At 50.5% G+C, this 17,205-nt stretch carries 20 protein-coding genes; 5 read left to right on the forward strand and 15 right to left on the reverse strand.

Annotated features, from left to right (window positions below):
* Window positions 1–15 precede the first annotated feature (15 nt).
* The 10 genes from bfr to EDI29_RS19285 all read right to left on the reverse strand — a co-directional run bounded on the left by bfr (window position 16) and on the right by EDI29_RS19285 (window position 7,284).
* The gene (bfr, locus tag EDI29_RS19240) at window positions 16–489 is read right to left on the reverse strand and encodes a bacterioferritin (protein WP_137742159.1); all 474 of its coding nucleotides are present in this window, start codon (window positions 487–489) and stop codon (window positions 16–18) included.
* A 72-nt stretch (window positions 490–561) separates the two neighbouring features.
* Window positions 562–756, reverse strand: a complete 195-nt coding sequence (gene bfd, locus EDI29_RS19245; protein ID WP_137742187.1) for a bacterioferritin-associated ferredoxin — start codon at window positions 754–756, stop codon at window positions 562–564.
* Between the two features lie 204 nt (window positions 757–960).
* On the reverse strand, window positions 961–2,145 hold the full coding sequence (gene tuf / locus EDI29_RS19250) for an elongation factor Tu (protein ID WP_014913795.1): 1,185 nt from the start codon (window positions 2,143–2,145) through the stop codon (window positions 961–963).
* A gap of 69 nt (window positions 2,146–2,214) precedes the next feature.
* A complete protein-coding gene (gene fusA, locus EDI29_RS19255; RefSeq protein WP_129708377.1) occupies window positions 2,215–4,329 on the reverse strand; it encodes an elongation factor G in 2,115 nt (704 codons plus the stop codon).
* Between the two features lie 96 nt (window positions 4,330–4,425).
* A complete protein-coding gene (gene rpsG, locus EDI29_RS19260) occupies window positions 4,426–4,896 on the reverse strand; it encodes a 30S ribosomal protein S7 (RefSeq protein WP_009111198.1) in 471 nt (156 codons plus the stop codon).
* Window positions 4,897–4,992: 96 nt separating this feature from the next.
* Window positions 4,993–5,367: a 30S ribosomal protein S12 gene (gene rpsL / locus EDI29_RS19265; RefSeq protein ID WP_005969567.1), complete on the reverse strand. Its 375-nt coding sequence runs from the start codon at window positions 5,365–5,367 to the stop codon at window positions 4,993–4,995.
* 131 nt (window positions 5,368–5,498) lie between these two features.
* Window positions 5,499–5,786, reverse strand: coding sequence for a sulfurtransferase complex subunit TusB (gene tusB, locus EDI29_RS19270; protein WP_137742160.1), 288 nt, complete (start codon window positions 5,784–5,786; stop codon window positions 5,499–5,501).
* 17 nt (window positions 5,787–5,803) lie between these two features.
* Entirely contained in the window at window positions 5,804–6,163 is a 360-nt protein-coding gene (gene tusC / locus EDI29_RS19275) for a sulfurtransferase complex subunit TusC (protein WP_039484535.1), read from the reverse strand.
* Between the two features lie 9 nt (window positions 6,164–6,172).
* Window positions 6,173–6,562 carry a sulfurtransferase complex subunit TusD gene (tusD, locus tag EDI29_RS19280; RefSeq protein WP_137742161.1) on the reverse strand — a complete coding sequence of 130 codons (390 nt, stop codon included), beginning with the start codon at window positions 6,560–6,562 and terminating at the stop codon, window positions 6,173–6,175.
* Window positions 6,562–7,284: a helix-turn-helix transcriptional regulator gene (locus EDI29_RS19285; protein ID WP_005969561.1), complete on the reverse strand. Its 723-nt coding sequence runs from the start codon at window positions 7,282–7,284 to the stop codon at window positions 6,562–6,564. The genes tusD and EDI29_RS19285 overlap by 1 nt, the downstream gene beginning before the upstream one ends.
* Before the next feature lie 178 nt (window positions 7,285–7,462).
* On the opposite strand from EDI29_RS19285, the gene eptA reads away from it, so the two are divergent.
* From eptA to pmrB, 3 genes are read left to right on the forward strand one after another with little or no spacing between them, the layout of a single operon-like run.
* The gene (gene eptA, locus EDI29_RS19290; RefSeq protein WP_137742162.1) at window positions 7,463–9,109 is read left to right on the forward strand and encodes a phosphoethanolamine transferase EptA; all 1,647 of its coding nucleotides are present in this window, start codon (window positions 7,463–7,465) and stop codon (window positions 9,107–9,109) included.
* On the forward strand, window positions 9,106–9,774 hold the full coding sequence (gene pmrA / locus EDI29_RS19295) for a two-component system response regulator PmrA (RefSeq protein ID WP_137742163.1): 669 nt from the start codon (window positions 9,106–9,108) through the stop codon (window positions 9,772–9,774). The genes eptA and pmrA overlap by 4 nt, the downstream gene beginning before the upstream one ends.
* A complete protein-coding gene (pmrB, locus tag EDI29_RS19300) occupies window positions 9,771–10,865 on the forward strand; it encodes a two-component system sensor histidine kinase PmrB (RefSeq protein WP_137742164.1) in 1,095 nt (364 codons plus the stop codon). The genes pmrA and pmrB overlap by 4 nt, the downstream gene beginning before the upstream one ends.
* Window positions 10,866–10,936: 71 nt before the next feature.
* Here the strand turns inward: pmrB and glyA are convergent, their stop codons facing one another.
* Together glyA and EDI29_RS19310 are read right to left on the reverse strand one after the other, a co-directional pair.
* Entirely contained in the window at window positions 10,937–12,208 is a 1,272-nt protein-coding gene (gene glyA, locus EDI29_RS19305) for a serine hydroxymethyltransferase (RefSeq protein WP_137742165.1), read from the reverse strand.
* A gap of 34 nt (window positions 12,209–12,242) precedes the next feature.
* Complete coding sequence (locus tag EDI29_RS19310) at window positions 12,243–13,055, reverse strand: YggS family pyridoxal phosphate-dependent enzyme (protein WP_137742166.1); 813 nt, start codon at window positions 13,053–13,055, stop codon at window positions 12,243–12,245.
* Between the two features lie 103 nt (window positions 13,056–13,158).
* Between EDI29_RS19310 and pdxR the strand changes: the two genes are divergently transcribed.
* The gene (pdxR, locus tag EDI29_RS19315) at window positions 13,159–14,652 is read left to right on the forward strand and encodes a MocR-like pyridoxine biosynthesis transcription factor PdxR (RefSeq protein WP_137742167.1); all 1,494 of its coding nucleotides are present in this window, start codon (window positions 13,159–13,161) and stop codon (window positions 14,650–14,652) included.
* 128 nt (window positions 14,653–14,780) lie between these two features.
* On the opposite strand, the gene fkpA is transcribed toward pdxR, so the two are convergent.
* Window positions 14,781–15,599, reverse strand: a complete 819-nt coding sequence (fkpA, locus tag EDI29_RS19320) for an FKBP-type peptidyl-prolyl cis-trans isomerase (protein WP_137742168.1) — start codon at window positions 15,597–15,599, stop codon at window positions 14,781–14,783.
* Window positions 15,600–15,881: 282 nt separating this feature from the next.
* Here fkpA and EDI29_RS19325 point away from each other — a divergent pair, with 282 nt between their 5' ends.
* Window positions 15,882–16,100: a protein SlyX gene (locus tag EDI29_RS19325; RefSeq protein ID WP_107168853.1), complete on the forward strand. Its 219-nt coding sequence runs from the start codon at window positions 15,882–15,884 to the stop codon at window positions 16,098–16,100.
* A 113-nt stretch (window positions 16,101–16,213) separates the two neighbouring features.
* On the opposite strand, the gene slyD is transcribed toward EDI29_RS19325, so the two are convergent.
* Together slyD and EDI29_RS19335 are read right to left on the reverse strand one after the other, a co-directional pair.
* A complete protein-coding gene (gene slyD / locus EDI29_RS19330; protein ID WP_014701635.1) occupies window positions 16,214–16,798 on the reverse strand; it encodes a peptidylprolyl isomerase in 585 nt (194 codons plus the stop codon).
* A 120-nt stretch (window positions 16,799–16,918) separates the two neighbouring features.
* Complete coding sequence (locus tag EDI29_RS19335) at window positions 16,919–17,113, reverse strand: YheV family putative zinc ribbon protein (protein ID WP_137742169.1); 195 nt, start codon at window positions 17,111–17,113, stop codon at window positions 16,919–16,921.
* Between the last annotated feature and the right edge of the window lie 92 nt (window positions 17,114–17,205).

Consider the following 17,205-nt stretch of genomic DNA (forward strand, 5'->3'; position numbering starts at 1 on the left):
GGCTACGATAATCAGTTACTCAGCTTTTAGCTGAGCGTGAAGATAGTTCTGTATACCAAGACGTGAAATCAAATCTAATTCCGTCTCTAACCAATCGATGTGCCCTTCTTCATCAGCAAGAATTTCTATCATTAAATCCCTGCTGACGTAGTCATGCACCGAATCAGCATGGGCAATTGCCTCACGCAAATTTTTTGCGCCATCCAATTCAAGTTGAAGATCAGAACGTAAGATCTCCTCGACATCCTCACCAATATTTAACTTACCCAAATCCTGTAGATTCGGGATGCCTTCGAGAAACAGGATTCGTTCGATGTAGCGATCAGCATGTTTCATTTCGTCAATAGACTCATGATATTCGTGATCGTTAAGACGGGTTAAGCCCCAGTTTTTAAACATTCGGGCATGAAGAAAATATTGGTTAATGGCTACCAGCTCGTTGCCCAATAACTTATTCAGGTGTGTGATGACTTTTTTATCGCCTTTCATGACATGTTCCTCCGCTCCAGTTCTTAAAGTGTAGAACCGGTAAGCAGAGAGTCAAAAAAACAACCCTACATTTTATGCTACTTCATACATATCAGGAATTTTAGCCTGCTCTTCCTCAAAAATGACACGCGCCTGACGAATACACTTACCGCAATCTGTCCCGATAGGAACAAGCTTACGCAATTGTTGCATAGATTGAGGTTGGTGCTGATGAACAGCATTACGAATGACTTTGTCAGAAATCGCGTTGCACAAACAAACATACATATCAGAATGACTCATTGTTATTGCGAGTGTCTTTCGCACTACCTTTCAGGACACTACAACCGGCATTTGAAACCGCTCCTAGCGATTTTTTAACCAACCGAGTTATTGTAAATAAGAATTATTTTTATTTCAATTTCGATTTAATCATTTAGCCGTAAAAAAAGGCACCGAAGTGCCTTTTTCATGCATTGAGTCTATCAGCGATTAAGCGATAACTTTAGCAACAACGCCCGCGCCTACAGTACGGCCGCCTTCACGGATTGCGAAACGCAAACCGTCATCCATCGCGATTGGGTGGATCAGGGTAACAACCATTTTGATGTTGTCGCCCGGCATTACCATCTCTACGCCTTCTGGCAGTTCGATGGTGCCCGTTACGTCAGTCGTACGGAAGTAGAACTGAGGACGGTAGCCTTTGAAGAACGGAGTATGACGGCCGCCTTCATCTTTGCTCAGGATATACACTTCGGATTCGAACTGAGTGTGCGGCTTGATTGAACCCGGCTTAGCCAGTACCTGGCCACGCTCGATTTCTTCACGCTTGATACCACGCAGCAGAACACCAACGTTCTCGCCTGCACGACCTTCGTCCAGCAGTTTGCGGAACATTTCTACGCCAGTACAGGTAGATTTCGCGGTATCTTTGATACCCACGATTTCAACTTCTTCACCGACTTTAACGATACCGCGCTCTACACGACCGGTAACAACAGTACCACGACCGGAGATGGAGAATACGTCTTCGATTGGCAGCAGGAACGGCTTGTCAATGGCACGCTCTGGTTCTGGGATATAAGAATCCAGGTGCTCTGCCAGTTCGATGATTTTTGCTTCCCACTCAGCTTCGCCTTCCAGCGCTTTCAGAGCAGAACCACGAACCACTGGGGTATCGTCGCCTGGGAAGTCGTACTGAGACAGCAGCTCACGCACTTCCATCTCAACCAGTTCCAGCAGCTCTTCGTCATCAACCATGTCACATTTGTTCAGGAACACGATGATGAAAGGAACGCCAACCTGACGACCCAGCAGGATGTGCTCACGCGTCTGAGGCATCGGGCCGTCAGTCGCAGCAACAACCAGGATCGCGCCGTCCATCTGGGCAGCACCGGTGATCATGTTTTTCACATAGTCGGCGTGTCCTGGGCAGTCAACGTGCGCGTAGTGGCGAGACGGGGTATCGTATTCAACGTGAGACGTGTTGATGGTGATACCACGTGCTTTTTCTTCTGGTGCGTTATCGATCTGGTCGAATGCACGCGCGTTACCACCGTAGGTTTTAGCCAGAACGGTAGTGATTGCAGCAGTCAGAGTCGTTTTACCATGGTCAACGTGGCCGATAGTACCGACGTTAACGTGGGGTTTTGTACGTTCAAATTTTTCTTTAGACACGGCGATATTCCTTACTCAAATGCTCTCCCCCTATGGAGAGAGCACGGGATTTTGTTTTAACCCTGAGGCTTATTTACCACGGGCTTCAATTACGGCCTGAGCAACGTTGTTAGGCGCATCATCGTACTTCAGGAACTCCATGGAGTAAGAAGCACGGCCTTTGGTCAGAGAACGCAGTTGAGTTGCGTATCCGAACATTTCAGACAGCGGAACTTCAGCATGAATCACAACGCCAGTAACGTTAGATTCCTGACCACGCAGCATACCACGACGACGGCTAAGGTCACCGATGACGTCACCAGTGTTCTCTTCCGGCGTTTCAACTTCAACCTTCATGATCGGCTCAAGCAGAACTGGTTTTGCTTTCTTAAAGCCATCTTTAAAGGCGATAGAAGCAGCCAGTTTAAACGCCAATTCAGAGGAGTCAACGTCATGGAAAGAACCGAAGTGCAGACGCACACCGAGATCAACCACTGGGTAACCAGCCAGAGGACCCGCTTTCAGCTGTTCCTGAATGCCTTTATCAACGGCAGGGATGTATTCACCAGGAATTACACCACCTTTGATGTCGTTGACGAACTCGTAACCTTTCGGATTTGAGCCCGGCTCCAGTGGGTACATGTCGATAACAACATGACCATACTGACCACGACCACCAGACTGCTTGGCGTGTTTACCTTCGATATCGGTAACTTTCGCACGAATCGCTTCACGATAAGCAACCTGTGGTTTACCCACGTTTGCTTCAACGTTGAATTCACGTTTCATACGGTCAACGATGATATCGAGGTGCAACTCACCCATACCAGCGATGATAGTCTGGTTAGATTCTTCGTCAGTCCATACACGGAAAGACGGGTCTTCTTTAGCCAGACGGCCCAATGCCAGACCCATTTTTTCTTGGTCAGCTTTGGTTTTCGGTTCTACCGCGATGGAGATTACCGGCTCTGGGAATTCCATACGTTCCAAAATGATAACGTTATCTGGATCACACAGAGTGTCACCCGTCGTTACATCTTTCAGACCGATAGCAGCAGCGATATCGCCTGCGCGAACTTCTTTGATCTCTTCACGCTTGTTAGCGTGCATCTGAACGATACGACCAAAACGCTCACGTGCTGATTTAACTGGGTTCAGTACGGTATCACCGGAGTTAACCACACCAGAGTACACGCGGAAGAACGTCAGGTTACCAACAAACGGGTCGGTAGCAATTTTGAACGCCAGTGCAGCAAACGGCTCGTCATCACTTGCGTGACGCTCAGCCGGCGTGTCTTTACCGTCATCCAAAAGACCGTTGATCGCAGGTACGTCAACCGGGGATGGCAGGTAGTCAACTACCGCATCCAGCATCGCCTGAACACCTTTGTTCTTAAATGCAGAACCACAGGTTACCAGAATGATTTCGTTGTTCAGAACGCGCTGACGCAGAGCTTTTTTGATCTCTTCTTCAGTCAGTTCTTCACCACCCAGGTATTTCTCCATCAGCTCTTCAGAAGCTTCTGCTGCGGATTCGATCAGGTTCTGGTGCCATTCTTCAGCCAGATCTTGCAAATCAGCCGGGATATCTTCGTATTCGAAGGTCACGCCCTGATCGGCATCATTCCAGTTGATGGCTTTCATTTTCACCAGGTCAACAACACCGGTGAAACCTTCTTCAGCACCAATTGCCAGCTGCAGCGGAACAGGGTTCGCGCCCAGACGGGATTTGATCTGACCAACAACTTTCAGGAAATTCGCACCCATGCGGTCCATTTTGTTAACGAACGCAATGCGTGGAACTTTATATTTGTTTGCCTGACGCCATACGGTTTCAGACTGCGGCTGAACACCACCAACTGCGCAGTAAACCATTACCGCACCATCCAGTACACGCATGGAACGTTCTACTTCGATAGTGAAGTCAACGTGTCCCGGGGTGTCGATGATGTTTACGCGATGCGGTTCATACTGCTTAGCCATACCAGACCAGAATGCAGTAGTCGCTGCGGAGGTGATAGTAATACCACGCTCCTGCTCCTGCTCCATCCAGTCCATGGTAGCTGCGCCGTCATGAACTTCACCGATTTTATGGTTTACACCAGTGTAGAACAGAATACGTTCGGTAGTAGTGGTTTTACCGGCGTCGATGTGCGCACTGATACCGATGTTACGGTAGCGTGCGATGGGTGTTGTACGAGCCATTTGTATCCTCTATTTACTAGGGCGTTCAATTTAGTTAACCCAAGCGGGTTGGCTATTTTTAGCGCCCGCTTGGTTAGCATGACTACAGCGAAGGGATTACCAACGGTAGTGAGCGAACGCCTTGTTAGCTTCGGCCATACGGTGAACGTCTTCACGTTTCTTAACAGCAGTACCTTTGTTTTCTGCTGCATCAGAAAGTTCGTTCGCCAGGCGCAGAGCCATAGATTTATCACCGCGTTTACGAGCAGCTTCTACGATCCAACGCATTGCCAACGCATTACGACGAACCGGACGGACTTCTACTGGTACCTGATAAGTAGAACCACCAACGCGGCGCGACTTAACTTCGACAGTCGGGCGAACGTTGTCCAGAGCTACTTCAAAAGCTTCCAGATGATCTTTACCAGAACGCTGAGCCAGGGTCTCCAGCGCGGTATAGACGATTGCTTCAGCAGTAGATTTTTTACCATCTACCATCAGGATGTTTACAAATTTGGCCAGCAGTTCTGATCCGAACTTAGGATCCGGCAGAATTTTACGTTGACCAATGACGCGACGACGTGGCATGGAAATACTCCGTTGTTAATTCAGGATTGTCCAAAACTCTACGAGTTTAGTTTGACATTTAAGTTAAAACGTTTGGCCTTACTTAACGGAGAACCATTAAGCCTTTGGCTTCTTCACGCCGTATTTGGAACGGGATTGCTTACGGTCTTTAACACCTGAGCAGTCCAGCGCGCCACGAACGGTGTGGTAACGCACACCTGGCAGGTCTTTAACACGACCGCCACGGATCAGGATCACGGAGTGTTCCTGCAGGTTATGACCTTCACCACCGATATAGGAGGTAACTTCAAAACCGTTAGTTAAACGAACACGACATACTTTACGCAGTGCGGAGTTCGGTTTTTTAGGGGTGGTAGTATATACACGGGTACATACGCCACGTTTCTGCGGGCATGCTTCCAGCGCCGGAACGTTGCTTTTAGCAGCCTTCAGGGAGCGTGGTTTGCGTACCAGCTGGTTAATCGTTGCCATTCAAAAAGCTCCTGGGTTTTGCTTCGTAAACACGTAATAAATCGCCTCATGTTTGCGCAAGGCAAAGTATGAGGACGCAGAATTTTAGGGCTGGCAGTGGAAGGAGTCAAGAAATATACAAAAATTCGGCGTTACCACGCGAGTTGCTGCGGGTGCTCCACTGTCAGTTGAACAAACTGATTATAGTCAATGAGTGTCACATTGTTTGAAATTTGTTCAGTTATTCCTCTTGCCTCAGCATCAGGCCGGAGCGCATAGAGAAGAACCGCTGAATCCAGCAGACGATGAATAATATCTCCACCAGCCAGCGCGGCGATAACACCATCTTGCAATAAGACCAACGCATCACCCTGCCCCACACTGCGCAAAAGTGCATCCAGGTCAACGTGATAAGGAGAATGTGAGAGCGTATGTAGCATAAAGGGGAAATCCGTCGCTAGAATGAAAGGATGGAATGATAATCGGCCAGCTTACTGCGCCATGCTTGCGGCGCTAATAGTTCGACATCCAAAACCCAATCTGTCTCTATACTCAGCCCACGCTGACGCACAGAAGTCTCGCACAGATAGCAACATTCGATATCGTACAATGGCAACACACCAAACGTTGCGATGTAATTACGCATCAAAATCTTTTCCGGCTGTTGATGTGGCAGCAGTTGCAGTACGCCATCACCAACAAAAAATACGCCAATCTCTTCCGTCAGTGCTGACATCGCCAATAGCGCATCCAGCCCTTCACGCCCGGAGGCACTCCCATGCGGAGAATGCGTAAAAACAAATGCGACTCGCTTCATAACGCTACCTTAAAACTGAATAACCCGATCGCAGGTCAGCACCGATTGCGCCAGTTCACCCAACCCGCTAAGAACAAAGCCGGGTTGCAGATTCGCTCCTGCAAGATTGAGCTGAGTGGCTTGCTGCGCGTCGGTCACACCTCTGCGTAATGCAGCAGCGACACAGACATTCAGCGCCACCTGATGCGTTTCACCCAACTGCTGCCAGGCGCGTACAAGATCACACTCATCATTAGCGGGTGACGTCAGTTGGTTGGCATTTAACACACCTTCTCGATAGAAGAACACACTTTTCAGCCTGTGCCCTTCAGCTAACAGCGCCTGCGCAAACTGCAACGCGCTGCTCGCTTGCTGTGTGCCATAAGCCGGGCCGGTCACCAGCAAGCAGTAACTCAGCATTAACGTTCGTGCCCGCTGAAGTCGCCGCTTTTGAATTGACGAATATAAAGATAAACCGTGTGCTTGGAGATATTCAGACGTTCGGCAACCTGGTTGATGGCGTCTTTAATATCAAAGATGCCTTTTTCGTACAGACTCAGGACGATTTGGCGGTTTTTCGCATTATTGGAGACATTGCGATCCGCATTAACTTCCTCAATGGAAAACTCCAGCGTTTGTGCAACCAGGTCATCAACAGATGATGCGAAGTTAACAGAAGATGCAACGTCATGCGTTTCAGGTGGAATAAAGGTCTGCACAATCTGTGAGAAAGGTACATCCAGATTCATGTTGATACACAGCAGCCCAATCACGCGCTGATCGCGATTACGGATCGCAATCGTCACTGACTTCATCAACACGCCGCTTTTTGCGCGGGTAAAATAGGCTTTCGACACGCTGCTATCTTCACCAGCCATGTCGTGCAACATACGCAATGCAAGATCCGTAATCGGCGAGCCAATCTTCCTACCGGTATGTTCCCCATTCGCAATACGCACGGCAGAACATTTAAGATCCTCAAGCGAGTGCAACACAATCTCACAGTGCTCACCAATCAACATGGCCAAGCCATCAACCACCGCTTCATACGATTTCAGGATCTCGTAGTCCGTTTGGCTAAACGGCCGTTCATCGAGTAAATCAAGCTCATAAGATTCGCCAGATACAAGCGAATTAGACATGGCAGATACCACCCTCAACGTCATTTATTTATTTTGTATTGACAGGGGACATAGTCTAGCAAATGTCCACACTCGCGTCCCTGAATTTAACGGGCTACCTCTTAAGGTTGTATTAATTTAACCCCGCTAGAGTCTGCGTCTTCTTTCCTCTCCATCATGGAAATCACGAGAGACGTATATGAAAAATCCAATACCGATGGGCAGGCCACACGTGAGCAGCATTACGTTCGTGCTGATATTTTCTGCCTTTATTACTCTGGTTCAGAACATCGCCTACTACCGCCAGACGCTACAACTGCTGGACATGACAGACTGGATCAATATTCCTTTCTTTCTCAGCATGCCGGTGGTGATTTTCGCGGTGCTGAATATTATTTTCACACTGCTGGCAGTACCTTATCTGCGTAAGGCCGTCATCGTTCTTTTCCTGCTGACTGGCGCCGCCGCGCAATACTTTATGCTGAACTACGGCATTATCATTGACCGCACCATGATCCAGAATATTCTGGAGACGACGGCCAGCGAGTCTTTCTCACTGCTTACGCCACAGCTTGTCGCCTGGGTATTCTTTATTGGCGTCATTCCCGCCGCGCTCGCTATCTGGATAAAAATAAAGCCCGCCAAACCGACAACCCTCTATATCGGCATGCGTTTTCTCAGCATTATTATTTCGTTATTCGCCATTTTATCTGTCGCGGCATTCTTTTATAAAGATTACGCCTCGTTCATGCGTAATAACAAAGAGTTGGTCAAAGCGATTACGCCCAGCAATATTGTAGCGGCCAGCCTGTCCTACCATAAGCATAGCGCGCTGGCTAATTTACCTCTGGAGCAGATTGGTCTGGACGCTCACAAAGTGTCACCATCGTCCCCAACAGCAAAAAAGAATCTGGTTATTCTGGTGGTTGGCGAGACATCCCGTGCGCAAAACTTTTCGCTGGGTGGCTATGGGAAGGAAACCAATCCGCTGCTAGCAAAAGACAACGTAGTTTATTTTGCAAACACATCATCGTGCGGCACATCAACAGGCGTTTCCGTTCCCTGCATGTTTTCCAACATGCCGCGCCAACGCTTTAATGGTGACGTAGCCAGCCATCAGGAAGGGCTGCTGGATATATTACAGCGGGCAAAAGTTAACGTGCTCTGGCAGGAAAATGACGGCGGCTGCAAAGATGCCTGTACACGTGTGCCAACGGCTGATGTGACATCGCTGAAACTACCAGGTCTCTGCACCAACGGCGAATGCCACGATGAAGCGTTATTCCACGGCGTCGAAGACTATATCAATAAACTCGATAACGACGGGATTATCGTATTACATACCATAGGCAGCCACGGCCCGAGTTATTACCAGCGCTACCCTGACACCTTTAAGAAATTTACTCCAACCTGTGATACCAATCAGATTCAAACCTGTACGCAAGAAGCGCTGACCAACACATATGACAACACGATCCTGTATGTCGATTTTGTTCTGGATAAAACGATCAACCTACTGAAACAACATCAGGATAAATTTAATACGTCGCTGGTTTACCTGTCTGACCACGGCGAATCGTTAGGCGAGAACGGCATCTACCTGCACAGCATGCCCTACTCTATTGCGCCAAAGCAGCAAACGCATGTGCCGATGTTGATTTGGTTATCAACGGGTTATCAGCAACAGCACGCCATTCAGGACACCTGTCTGCGCCAGAACGCGAAGCAGCAAGATTACTCGCAAGATAATCTTTTCCATACCATACTGGGGATGTTTAGTATCGCCACGAAAGAATATCAGCCTCAGCTCGATATCCTTCAGCCGTGCAGGGACAAGGCAACATGAAATTATTGATTGTTGAAGACGATAAGCTGTTGCAGGAAGGATTATTATTGGCGTTGAGTCATGAAGGTTATGCCTGCGATTGTGCAGGCACGGCCAAAGAAGCGGACGCGCTCATCAGTAGCGCGCACTACAGTCTGGTGATTCTCGATCTCGGCTTACCGGACGACGACGGCCTCGCTCTGCTATCCCGCTGGCGTAAGAATAATTATCATCATCCCGTGCTCATCTTAACGGCACGGGATAAGGTCAACGATCGCGTCAGCGGACTGGATGTCGGCGCAGACGATTACCTTGCCAAGCCTTTCGCGTTGACTGAATTACAGGCGCGCGTACGCGCGCTGATTCGCCGCAATCAGGGTTCAAGCAACAGCAAGATACAGGTCGACAACATCACATTGGATTTAAACAATCAGCAAGTGTGGCTGGACGAAAAATCGATAGTGCTGACGCCGAAAGAGTTTGCGATACTTTCCCGCCTGGTGTTGAAAGCGGGTTCTCAGGTGCACCGTGAGCTTCTTCATCAGGACATTTATGCCTGGAACGACGACCCATCCTCCAATTCGCTGGAAGTCCATATCCATAATCTGCGGCACAAGATAGGGAAAGACCGCATCCGGACCCTGCGAGGCTTTGGCTATCTGTTGACCAAAGGGGAACAACCATGAAGGGCGATACCGACGCCGTCACCAGCATGCGCCGTCGTTTGGTGCTGGCTCTAGGCGGCATTCTCCTCGTCTGCCAGATGATCAGCGTATTCTGGCTCTGGCACGAAAGCGAAGAACAGATTGGTCTGCTAGTTGATAAATCCCTGAGTGCAACCGCTCAAAATATGCAGATCGATCAAGAGATTAATGAGGCAATCGCCTCGCTCAGTATCCCAAGTCTGGTGATGGTCATCCTGACGTTGCTCATGTGCTTTCAGGCGGTCAGTTGGATCACCCGCCCGCTTTCTCGGCTACAGGAAGAATTGCAGGATCGTACTGCTGAAAATCTGGAACCGCTGCCACAACAGAGTGACATTAAAGAAGTTGCAGCCGTCACACACACCATCAACCAGCTTTTTCAACGTCTGGACGAAACGTTGAAACGCGACAGGCAATTTACTGCCGATGTCGCCCATGAGTTACGAACGCCGCTAGCTGGCATTCGGCTGCATCTGGAATTACACCAGCAGCAACATCAGATTGATTGCAGCTCACTCATCAAACGTATCGATAAAATGGTCAAAACGGTGGAACAACTCTTACTGCTTGCCCGTGTTGGACAGGATTTCTCGGCAGGCCACCACGAAAATGTCGCATTCCTGCAAGATGTCATCTTTCCCATGCAGGATGAACTGGCCGAGATGCTGCAAAAACGTCAACAAAGGCTGAAATGGGTATTACCGCGAGAAGATATCACTCTGCGCGGTGATGCTACGTTACTCCAGTTACTGTTACGTAATTTGGTAGAGAACGCCTATCGCTATAGCCCTGAAGAAAGTCAGATTACAGTGAGCCTTAACACCCAACAACATGTTGAATTACAGATCGAAGATGAAGGGCCGGGTATCGATGAAAGCAAAGTCGGTGAATTGAGTAAGGCGTTTGTACGAATGGACAGCCGCTATGGCGGTATCGGCCTCGGGCTGAGTATCGTTACGCGCATTGCCCAATTGCACGATGGGAAATTTTTTCTCAGTAATCGACCGCAAGGTCCTGGTGCACTCGCACGGGTAGTACTAACCACGCCTGATGACTACCCAGATTCAGCCTGAAGAACACCAATAGAAGATCTACGTCAAAATAGCACCGCGACGACACATCCCTGTGCAGAAGCCTTATCCCATTATTGATACACAGGATAGCGGCGGCACAGTGCTACCACCTGCTCACGAACGCGATCGCGTATCGTCGTTAATTCTTCATTTCCGGCACCCAGTCCATCCAGCACATCACATAACCATCCCGCCAATTGCTCACACTCCGCCACACCGAAACCGCGCGTCGTCACAGCTGGCGTACCAATACGCAGACCCGAGGTAACAAAAGGCGAACGCGGGTCGTTAGGCACCGAATTCTTATTTGCCGTGATATAAGCCTCGCTCAGCGCAGCATCGGCATCCTTACCGGTATACGGCTTGTCGGATAGATCGATCAGCAGCAAGTGGTTGTCGGTACCACCGGAGACGATCTTGTAACCACGCTGCTGGAGGATACGCGCCATTGCCCGGGCATTGGCCACCACTTGACGTTGATAAACCGTGAAATCAGGGCGTAACGCTTCCTTGAAGGCTACCGCTTTAGCCGCAATGATATGCATCAATGGGCCACCTTGAATGCCGGGGAACACAGCGGAATTCAGCTTTTTGTAAAAATCCTCACTCTGCCCCTTGGCCAAAATAATGCCACCACGCGGGCCGCGCAGGGTTTTATGGGTCGTACTGGTGACGACATGTGCGTGAGGAAGCGGGTTCGGGTATTCACCTGCGGCCACCAAACCTGCGACATGCGCCATATCCACCCAAAAGATCGCGCCCACCTTGTCAGCAATCGCGCGCATCCGCGCCCAGTCCTTGTGACGTGAATAGGCGGAGAACCCGCCTATCAGCATTTTTGGCCGAGTTTCCAAGGCAATACGCTCCATTTCGTCATAGTCGATAAGCCCTGTTTCAGGGTCCAGACCATAAGGTACGATCTTGTAGTGGCGACCAGAGAAATTGGAGGGGTTACCGTGAGTCAAATGCCCGCCTTGAGCCAGATTCATCCCCATCACGGTGTCACCGGGGTTAGTCAGTGCCAGAAACACGGCCGCATTAGCCTGAGCACCAGCATGGGGCTGAACGTTAGCGTAATCGCAGTCAAACAGCGCTTTGGCCCGTTCGATAGCCAGACGTTCGGCTACGTCTACATACTCGCAGCCGCTGTAGTAGCGCTTTCCGGGGTAACCTTCTGCATATTTGTTGGTGAACACAGAATTCTGGATAGCCATCACCAGCGGACTGGCATAGTTCTCTGAAGCGATAAGTTCAATATGGGTTTCCTGACGATTTTCTTCATGCAGGATGGCATCGGCCAACTCGGGGTCGAAATCCGTGAGAGTCAAAGAGGTGTCATACATGGGGCATCATCCTAATACGTTAATCATGGTTTTTTTAAAGACTTGCTTCTGTGCTGGTTTCATTAGGCCAGTAGTAGCTATCCGGAAGAGGACGCGCCCCGAAGATGGCCTGACCGACACGTACGACAGTGGCACCTTCCTCAATAGCTATTTCAAAATCGCCGGACATCCCCATGGATAATTCATCCAGCCCGACGCCGACAGGCGCGTTTTGCTGCAACCAGTCGCGCAGATTACGCAGCCGAATAAAACACTGACGCACACGTTCAGCCTCGTTGGAAAACAGCGCCAGCGTCATGAGCCCACGCACACGTAACGTAGGGAATGCGGGAAGCGCCTGAATAAAAGCGGGTACGTCTTCAGGAGACAGGCCGTACTTACTGGCCTCGCCGGAGGTATTAACCTGCACGAATACATCCAGCGAACGTCCTTCAACGTGTAAGCGGCGATCCAACGCTTCAGCCAGTCGCAGGCTATCCAATGCCTGAAATTCGGTAGCGAAGCGCGCCACCAGCTTAGCCTTATTGGTTTGCAGGTGGCCAATGACCGACCACTGTAAGTCGGCTAAGTCCTGCATAGCTTCCCATTTGCGGTACGCCTCCTGCACCTTGTTCTCACCCAATATCCGGCAACCCGCCATATAGGCCATACGCAGGCGGTTTTCCGGTTTAGTTTTGCTGACTGGCAGCAGTCGCACCGTTGCAGGATCGCGGCCGACGCGGTGACAGGCCGCCGCGATGCGCACCTGTACCGCCGCCAGATTACGTTGGAAATCCTCAACCGTGGCGGCTTCGGGATAGCGACCATGGCTGTCGTGGCGAGTTGGTGTATCGGAAGATATCGGCATCAGCCTAACTCCTGATGAAGAGGATGAATGGGTTGTGAAACGTATTTATAGATTTAAAATAGCCGGATGTTCCCCACCATTTTTTTGATAATAGGCAGACCAATTGTTCAAACACGCCCAGCTTGAATCGGTCAAAGCCTGGATTGGCAATCCTACGCACGATGCTTTACCCCTGCATGCTCGTATCCAGCGTGCGATTCGTCAGCTCATCCTCGATGGTATCCTCGACGTGGGAAAATCCTTACCCGCCTCACGCGCACTAGCGACATCACTCGGGGTTTCGCGTGATACGGTCGAATCGGCTTACAGCCAGCTTCATGCAGAAGGGTTCATTGAGCGTCGTGTTGGCAGCGGCAGTTTCGTGTCGGAACGGGCAAAGCGTCTGTCAGGACGTGGCAAAGCCCGGAAAGCAGGAGATAGCAAAGCAGAACTGCGCCTCAGCCAACGTGGCAGCGCCATGTTCCAGAATGGCGGTGTACGTGATTTCATCGTACCGCGCGCGTTCGCGCCCGGCGTGCCGGAAACACGTAATTTTCCTCTCCAGACCTGGGAACGGTTGGAACGGCAGGTGCTAAAAGAATATGGCACTCAGGCGCTGCTACACAGCCCACCGCAGGGTATGGAAGCGCTGAGACGAGCCATCGCAGACTATGTCAATCTTGAACGAGGAGCCCGTGCCACACCTGATCGTGTGTTGGTGTTGACCAGTTCCCAGCAAGCGTTAACTCTCTGCGCGAATGTGCTGATGGATGCTGGCGATCGGATCTTCCTTGAAGATCCCGTGTACCACGGCGCACGCAAGGCTTTTGAGGCTGCCGGGCTCGCGTGCGTACCGATACCGTTAGATGCCGATGGCTTGCAGGTCGATCGCCTGCTTGAAGCAAGCAGCGACCATCATACGCCCGCCAAAGCCGTATTCCTGACGCCATCACACCAGTTTCCAACCGGTGCGACGCTGGCGCTAGATCGAAGGCTGGCCGTTATCGAATGGGCCAGGCAGTACAAAAGCTGGATTATTGAAGACGACTACGACAGCGAGTTTCACTACGCGGGTAAACCCACTGCCTGCGTACAGGGACTCGATCCGCACGATCGCACGATCTATATCGGCACCTTCACCAAATCGCTGTTTCCCGGCCTGCGCATCGGCTACATGGTACTGCCGCCGCAGTTGATCGCACCGATGACCGTGGGCCGTACCTTGATGGATGGGCACAGCGCACCGATTCCACAGCTCACGCTGGCACGTTTCATTGAAGGTGGCCACTTCGGTGCCCATGTGCGCACGATGCGTACCATTTACGCAGAACGCCGCGATGCGTTGGCACATCTGGTTCGCCAGCATTTGGCTGATTTCGTAGAGCCACGAGTGCCGACTGGAGGTATGCAGATGCCCTGTATCTTCATTCGAGACATCCCAGAGCACGATGCGGTGGAGTCTGCACGCCGAGCCGGTATCGATCTACTGGGGCTGACAGCGCTGCATGCGTCGGGCCAGCATAAAGCTGGTTTCCTCATGGGATTTGCGGCCCACGCTCCGCATGAACTGGACATTGCCGTCAAGACGTTGGCAAAGGTGCTACGTGCGCTGTGCTGATGATGGGTAGCAGGTAGTAGATGACAGATAGGTGCCGTCACGGTTAACGGGAAAGGGATTCAATTGCAGGGAAGTATGGTGAAAACCGCAGGCCAGTGCCTGCGGTCATATTGCTACTATCGCGATGCTTACTTAGCGGCTTTCTCTTCGGCTGCTGGTTTTTCAGCTTTCGCATCATCCGCTGCTTTCAGGTCAGCTTCAGATTTGATGTCCAACAGTTCAACGTCAAACACCAGTGTGGAGTTAGCTGGAATACCAGGCACGCCGTTTTCGCCATAGGCCAGCGCTGGTGGGATAGCCAGCTTAATTTTGCCGCCTTTCTTAACGTGCTTCAGACCTTCAGTCCAACCTGGGATCACACCGTCCAGACGGAAAGAAAGCGGCTCACCACGTTTGTAGGAGTTATCGAACTCGCTACCGTCAACCAGCGTACCTTTGTAGTTAACGACTACGGTATCACTGTCTTTCGGTGCGCTGCCGCTACCTTCTTTCTCAACCTGATACAGAAGGCCAGATTCAGTTTTCTTCACGCCTTTTTCTTTGGCGAAAGTTTCAAGATACTTCGTGCCTTTATCAGCGTTATCTTTCGCATCTTGCTTCATTTTGGCTTCAGCAGCAGCTTTTACTTTGCCTTCAAAACCTTGCAGCGTTTTCTCGATTTCTTCGTCAGTCAACTTGCTCTTGTCAGCAAACGCATCTTGCACACCAGCAATCAGCTGTTCTTTATCCAGCTTGATACCTAACTTTTCTTGCTCTTTCAGAGAGTTATCCATGTAACGCCCTAAAGAAGCACCTAGTGCATAAGCCGCTGCCTGCTCATCGCTTTTGAATTTGGCTGCCGCAGCATTGTCAGATGCCTGCGCCTTGTCTGCTGCCAAGACCTGACCTGCGTTCAGAGCCAGAGCCATCGTTGTTGCTAACAGCGTTACTTTAAACAGTGATTTCATCCATTTCTCCAGCATCTGGAGCGACGTGCTCCAGCCATCATTAAAATAAATTCGCGCCTACTATAACTGTGCGGACGAAGACAACACAACGACACACTCGACAATCCTTTGATAAAAAATGTCAGGACGCTTTTCCGACATCATTTGTATCGCCCTAAGGCCATCCGGCAACGATATGCCCCATTTCGGATACTGCATTGCGCCCTACTGCGACCGTTTTTACTACCAGAAGTTTCCGCTTTCTGACAAACTCGCAGGTAACAAGAAGTAAGGGGAATACCGATGTCACCATCAGCACTCGAAGAACGGCTTGAACAGTTGGAAAGCCGACAGGCCTTTCAGGAATTAACCATAGAAGAGCTTAACCAAACGGTTATTCAACACGAGCGAGAAATTAGCCGCCTGCGTGAACACGTCCGTCTACTCACCGACAGGCTGCGCAACCAGCAAACGTCGCTTGTCGCTCCTCAGTCGGAAGAAACGCCGCCGCCACATTACTGAACCTGACATAGCGAGGTTCACCACCGGCCAGATATAAAAAAACCTCAGGTGATATTCATCAACCTGAGGTTTTTTTTATGACAGTATTCGGCCGTCGTATGCGCTACGACCGATTAGTGGCAACCGCATCCACCGTGGCCGCCGCAGCCGCCTTTACCGTGTTGGTGATCATGGTCATGATCGTGGTCATGGCCGTGACCGCCGCAGCAACCATCACCATGTTCATGATCGTGTTCGCCATGAACGTGGCCGTGTGCCAATTCTTCTTCCGTCGCTTCACGAATGGCAATCACTTCAACATGGAAGCTCAGGTTTTGGCCTGCCAGCATATGGTTGCCGTCGACAACAACGTGGTCATCTTCAACTTCGGTGATTTCAACTGGAACTGGGCCCTGATCGGTTTCAGCCAGAAAACGCATACCAACTTGCAGCTCGTCAACGCCCATAAAGACATCTTTCGGTACGCGTTGAACCAGATTCTCGTCATAGTTGCCGTAAGCGTCGCTGGAACCAATGTTCACATCAAACGTTTCGCCCGCTTCACGGCCTTCCAACGCTGTTTCCAGACCTGAAATCAGGGAACCGTGACCATGCAGATAGTCCAACGGTGCGCTCACCGGAGACTCATCAACCAACACACCGTCTTCTGTACGTACCTGATAGGCCAGACTGACCACCAGATCTTTTGCTACTTTCATGACATCTCCTACCGTTGGAAATTAAACTGGCGCAAATTGTAGCTGAAAAATATCCCTATGTACCGTCTGGAATCAAAAAACGTCAACGGTTGATGACAATGCCATCATGACACTCATCCCTTATTCCGGACGGAAGATCCCGATAATATCGCTAGCCTGCGGAGCGGCTGCCGCAGCGGGTTCATCTGCCTGACTCTGGCGATACCCGCACTTCACGCACACCACGACCTCGACGTCATCTTCTCGTCCAACCGCCAGCGTGTCCTGAGCCTGACACGTCGGGCACACCGCCCCTGCAATAAAGCGTTTACGCATGATAACTCCAATTCATCGCCGTTCTAAAACCTAGAACCTATCCCGGTAGGCGTTATTGGCGCAGCCAGTTTGGACACGGACAGCGCGCAGAA

This window comes from Pectobacterium polonicum (assembly GCF_005497185.1).
GTDB lineage: Bacteria > Pseudomonadota > Gammaproteobacteria > Enterobacterales > Enterobacteriaceae > Pectobacterium > Pectobacterium polonicum.

Bases quoted from the DNA above. Each gene is read 5' to 3' on its own strand.
- bfd (WP_137742187.1), bottom strand. From the start codon at position 756: ATGTATGTTTGTTTGTGCAACGCGATTTCTGACAAAGTCATTCGTAAT.
- EDI29_RS19335 (WP_137742169.1), bottom strand. From the start codon at position 17,113: ATGCGTAAACGCTTTATTGCAGGGGCGGTGTGCCCGACGTGTCAGGCT.
- tusB (WP_137742160.1), bottom strand. From the start codon at position 5,786: ATGCTACATACGCTCTCACATTCTCCTTATCACGTTGACCTGGATGCA.
- slyD (WP_014701635.1), bottom strand. From the start codon at position 16,798: ATGAAAGTAGCAAAAGATCTGGTGGTCAGTCTGGCCTATCAGGTACGT.
- bfr (WP_137742159.1), bottom strand. From the start codon at position 489: ATGAAAGGCGATAAAAAAGTCATCACACACCTGAATAAGTTATTGGGC.
- EDI29_RS19325 (WP_107168853.1), top strand. From the start codon at position 15,882: ATGTCACCATCAGCACTCGAAGAACGGCTTGAACAGTTGGAAAGCCGA.
- fusA (WP_129708377.1), bottom strand. From the start codon at position 4,329: ATGGCTCGTACAACACCCATCGCACGCTACCGTAACATCGGTATCAGT.
- pmrA (WP_137742163.1), top strand. From the start codon at position 9,106: ATGAAATTATTGATTGTTGAAGACGATAAGCTGTTGCAGGAAGGATTA.
- fkpA (WP_137742168.1), bottom strand. From the start codon at position 15,599: ATGAAATCACTGTTTAAAGTAACGCTGTTAGCAACAACGATGGCTCTG.
- EDI29_RS19310 (WP_137742166.1), bottom strand. From the start codon at position 13,055: ATGCCGATATCTTCCGATACACCAACTCGCCACGACAGCCATGGTCGC.
- rpsG (WP_009111198.1), bottom strand. From the start codon at position 4,896: ATGCCACGTCGTCGCGTCATTGGTCAACGTAAAATTCTGCCGGATCCT.
- tusD (WP_137742161.1), bottom strand. From the start codon at position 6,562: ATGCTGAGTTACTGCTTGCTGGTGACCGGCCCGGCTTATGGCACACAG.
- rpsL (WP_005969567.1), bottom strand. From the start codon at position 5,367: ATGGCAACGATTAACCAGCTGGTACGCAAACCACGCTCCCTGAAGGCT.
- glyA (WP_137742165.1), bottom strand. From the start codon at position 12,208: ATGTATGACACCTCTTTGACTCTCACGGATTTCGACCCCGAGTTGGCC.
- EDI29_RS19285 (WP_005969561.1), bottom strand. From the start codon at position 7,284: ATGTCTAATTCGCTTGTATCTGGCGAATCTTATGAGCTTGATTTACTC.
- eptA (WP_137742162.1), top strand. From the start codon at position 7,463: ATGAAAAATCCAATACCGATGGGCAGGCCACACGTGAGCAGCATTACG.
- tusC (WP_039484535.1), bottom strand. From the start codon at position 6,163: ATGAAGCGAGTCGCATTTGTTTTTACGCATTCTCCGCATGGGAGTGCC.
- pmrB (WP_137742164.1), top strand. From the start codon at position 9,771: ATGAAGGGCGATACCGACGCCGTCACCAGCATGCGCCGTCGTTTGGTG.